At 66.3% G+C, this 3,576-nt stretch carries 3 protein-coding genes; 2 read left to right on the top strand and 1 reads right to left on the bottom strand.

Features of this window, described 5'->3' with window-relative positions:
• Positions 1-161 precede the first annotated feature (161 nt).
• The gene (purU, locus tag NQ036_RS15315) at positions 162-1,034 is read right to left on the bottom strand and encodes a formyltetrahydrofolate deformylase (RefSeq protein WP_257059986.1); all 873 of its coding nucleotides are present in this window, start codon (positions 1,032-1,034) and stop codon (positions 162-164) included.
• A 171-nt stretch (positions 1,035-1,205) separates the two neighbouring features.
• Here purU and glyA point away from each other — a divergent pair, with 171 nt between their 5' ends.
• On the top strand, positions 1,206-2,489 hold the full coding sequence (gene glyA / locus NQ036_RS15310) for a serine hydroxymethyltransferase (protein WP_257048585.1): 1,284 nt from the start codon (positions 1,206-1,208) through the stop codon (positions 2,487-2,489).
• On the top strand, positions 2,489-3,373 hold the full coding sequence (locus NQ036_RS15305; RefSeq protein ID WP_257059984.1) for a bifunctional methylenetetrahydrofolate dehydrogenase/methenyltetrahydrofolate cyclohydrolase: 885 nt from the start codon (positions 2,489-2,491) through the stop codon (positions 3,371-3,373). Before glyA ends, NQ036_RS15305 begins: the two co-directional genes overlap by 1 nt.
• The last annotated feature ends 203 nt before the right edge of the window (positions 3,374-3,576 follow it).

The raw sequence follows: 3,576 nt of genomic DNA, 5'->3' as shown, positions 1-3,576 counted from the left end.
GTCTCGGCATACTCCAACACCAGTTCACGCTTCTGCTCAACTGTGAACTCCTGCGGCGGGATACTCACAACACTCACCTGGGGGACTCCTTCATCAAGACGGTTCACAACCAGTCTGCCAAGCAGGGATCTGAAACAGACCGCCCAAACTTGCCAGGACCCTTAGGCGAAGACGACCGTGCGCTGGCCGTCGCGGATCACGCGGCCCTGCGCATGCCAGTTGACTGCGCGGGCCAGGACCGAGGCCTCGATTTCCGAGCCCGCCCGGACGAAATCCGCATTGGTCTGCGCGTGGGTCACCCGGGTGACGTCCTGTTCGATGATCGGGCCCTCGTCCAGGTCCGCCGTGACGTAGTGGGCCGTCGCGCCGATCAGCTTGACCCCGCGGGCGTGCGCGCGCTGGTACGGCTTGGCACCTTTGAAGCCGGGCAGGAACGAGTGGTGGATGTTGATGATCCGTCCGCTCATTTTCTGGCACAGCGCGGGGGAGAGCACCTGCATGTAGCGGGCCAGTACCACCAGCTCCACGTCCAGGTCGTCGACCAGCTGCAGCAGTGCGGCCTCGGCGGCCTCCTTGGTCTCCGGGGTCGCCGGCACGTGGTGGAAGGGCACCCCGTAGAACTCGGCCATCGGCGCCAGGTCCGGGTGGTTGCTCAGCACCGCGACCGGTTCGATCGGCAGGCCGCCGTTAGCGTGTTCGAACAACAGCTGGTTGAGGCAGTGCCCCGTCTTCGAGGCCATGATGAGCGTGCGCATCTTGCGGCCGGTGGGTGCCAGCTTGACGTCGAGCTGCAGGCGCTTGGCGTCAGCGGCCAGGGCGGCGTGGATGTCATCGGCGGTGGCATCGGCCTCGAACTCGATGCGCAGGAAGAACTGTTGGGAGTCGGGCGAGCCGTACTGGCGCGATTCGGTGATGTTGGCGTCCAGGCGCAGCAGGGCGCCGGAGACCGCGTGCACGATGCCGGCGCGGTCAGGGCACGAAATGCTCAGCGTCCAGTTCGTGGGGGAAACGGTGGGTTCGAGGGTTTCAGACATGGTCCGATTTTACCGCCACACTTCGGCCGGTCGCAGTGCCCGGATGACGGCCACCGCAGGCCCCACATCCTGTGCGCTGATAACCTGGGGGAGTCGCCCGTGTAGCCAATACCGTGAGCGGCTGCCGCCCTCAACAGCGGTGTCGTGAGCCCCACACAAGAGGAAAACTTCATGACCGATTCCAATAACCTGTTCAATGCGCCGCTGGACGTGGTCGATCCCGAGATCGCCGCGGTGCTGGACAAAGAACTCAACCGGCAGCAGACCACCCTGGAAATGATCGCCTCGGAGAATTTCGTGCCCCGCGCGGTGCTCCAGGCGCAGGGCTCGGTGCTGACCAATAAGTACGCGGAGGGCTACCCGGGCAAGCGCTACTACGGTGGCTGCGAGTTCGTCGACGTGGCCGAGGAACTGGCGATCGACCGGGCCAAGAGCCTGTTCGGCGCGGAGTACGCCAATGTTCAGCCGCACTCCGGCGCGCAGGCCAACGCGGCCGTCATGCACGCCTTCGCCAAGGCCGGCGACGGGCTGTTGGGTCTGGACCTGTCCCACGGCGGCCACCTGACCCACGGCATGAAGATCAACTTCTCCGGCCGGCTCTACGATGTGTCCTCCTACAAGGTGGACGCGACCACGCACCGGATCGATATGGACAAGGTGCGCGAAACCGCTCTGGAGCACCGTCCCAAGGTGATCGTCGCGGGCTGGTCGGCCTACCCCCGCCAGCTGGACTTCCAGGCCTTCCGCGACATCGCCGACGAAATCGGCGCGACCCTGTGGGTCGATATGGCGCACTTCGCCGGCCTGGTGGCCGCCGGGCTGCACCCGAACCCCGTCGAGTACGCCGATGTCGTGTCCTCTACCGTGCACAAGACGATCGGCGGCCCGCGTTCGGGCTTCATCCTGTCGAAGAACCCGGACAATGCGAAGAAGCTGAACTCCGCTGTGTTCCCCGGCCAGCAGGGCGGCCCGCTCATGCACGTGGTCGCGGCGAAGGCGATCGCCTTCAAGATCGCGGCCTCGGAGGCGTTCAAGGAGCGTCAGGAGCGCACGCTGCGCGGTGCGAAGATCATCGCCGAGCGCCTGCTGGAACCGGACGTGACCGCCAACGGCGTGTCCGTCCTGACCGAGGGCACCGACACCCACCTGGTGCTGGTCGACCTGCGCAACTCGGATCTGGACGGCCAGCAGGCCGAAGATCTGCTGCACGAGGTCGGCATCACCGTCAATCGCAATGCGGTGCCCTTCGATCCGCGCCCGCCGCGGGTCACCTCGGGCCTGCGGATCGGCACGCCGGCGCTGGCCACGCGCGGGCTGGGCGACAACGAATTCGCCGAGGTCGCCGACATCATCGCGCAGGCGCTCAAGCCGGGTGCCGACCCGGTGGCGCTGCGCAAGCGGGTCGATAAGATCGCTGCCGACTTCCCGCTGTACGAGGGGCTGAAGCAGTACTGATGACGGCTGTGAGACTGGACGGGCGCGAGGCGTCCAAGGCGATCAAGGCGGAGCTGGCCGAACGCATCGCAGCACTCAAGGCGAAGGGCGTGACCCCGGGGATCGCGACCGTGCTGGTGGGCGCGGACCCGGCGTCGCAGCTGTACGTGGGGATGAAGCACAAGCAGTCCGTGGCGATCGGGATGAACTCGATCCAGCGCGAACTGCCGGCCGATGCCACGCAGGAACAGGTCGAGGCGCTGATCGACGAGCTCAACGCCGACCCCACCTGCCACGGGTTCATCGTGCAGCTGCCCCTGCCCAAGCACCTGGACACGGACGCGATCCTGGAACGGATCGATCCGGCCAAGGACGCCGACGGGCTGCACCCGACGAACCTGGGCAAGCTGGTGCTCAACGTCAATGCGCCGATCACCTCCCCGCTGCCGTGCACGCCGCGCGGGGTGATCGAGCTGCTGTTGCGCAACGACTATGACCTCAAGGGCAAGCACGTGGTGGTCGTGGGCCGCGGCGTGACGATCGGCCGGTCGATCGGCCTGCTGCTGACCCGCAGGGAGATCAACGCGACCGTCACGCTGACGCACACGGGCACGGTGGACCTGCCGAAGTACCTCAAGCAGGCCGACGTGATCGTGGCCTCGGCCGGGGTGAAGCACCTGGTCAAGGCCGCCGACGTCAAGCCGGGTGCTGCGGTGCTGGACGTGGGCGTCACACGTGAAACGGATCCGGAGACCGGCAAGGCCAAGGTCTACGGCGATGTCGAGCCGGCCGTGGCGGATGTCGCGGGCTACCTGTCGCCTAACCCCGGCGGCGTGGGTCCGATGACGGTCGCCCTGCTGATGACGAACGTGGTCGAGGCCGCGGAGCGCACCGTGCAGGACTGAACGTCGCGCAATGGGCTGGCCTCCCGCTCTGGGCAGGTCCTCCTTCAATGGGCAGTCACTTTGGTCTGGTTCCACCCCGGCGGTTTCAGGGTGCTAGTGCAACACCACTGATAAGTTCATCCAGTCTCTCACGAGGCGTACGGAACTCAAGCGTCCGCCGCGGACGATCATTCAGGAGGTCCTGCATCTGCAGGACCTCCTGA

Source organism: Brevibacterium sp. 91QC2O2, assembly GCF_024580695.1.
In the GTDB taxonomy this organism is placed as follows: Bacteria; Actinomycetota; Actinomycetes; order Actinomycetales; family Brevibacteriaceae; genus Brevibacterium; species Brevibacterium moorei.
This window is presented reverse-complemented; position numbering and strand designations above follow the sequence as displayed.